At 34.6% G+C, this 237-nt stretch carries 1 pseudogene; it reads left to right on the plus strand.

The annotated features are described in order from the left end of the window. Nucleotides 1–208: pseudogene (locus tag SB775_RS33715) on the plus strand (class I SAM-dependent methyltransferase); the annotation flags it as partial. Nucleotides 209–237 lie beyond the last annotated feature (29 nt).

The raw sequence follows: 237 nt of genomic DNA on the forward strand, positions 1-237 counted from the left end.
GTATCATTCATTAAAAGAAGAGGGGATTGCAGGGGATCCGGGTGATAAACAGCATTTTATAGAACGTTTAATGGCTAGAGGATTAACATATGATGATGCGCTAGCTCAATATGAAGCTGAACTCCGATTTTTTAAGGCATTTCATCTACATTCTTCTTTAGTATATGCTCCGAATATGAAAATTACATTTGGTGAAATAGTATGTTGAAAGATAGCGATTTATTGAGGATTGTCATT

Source organism: Peribacillus sp. SIMBA_075 (genome assembly GCF_046534585.1).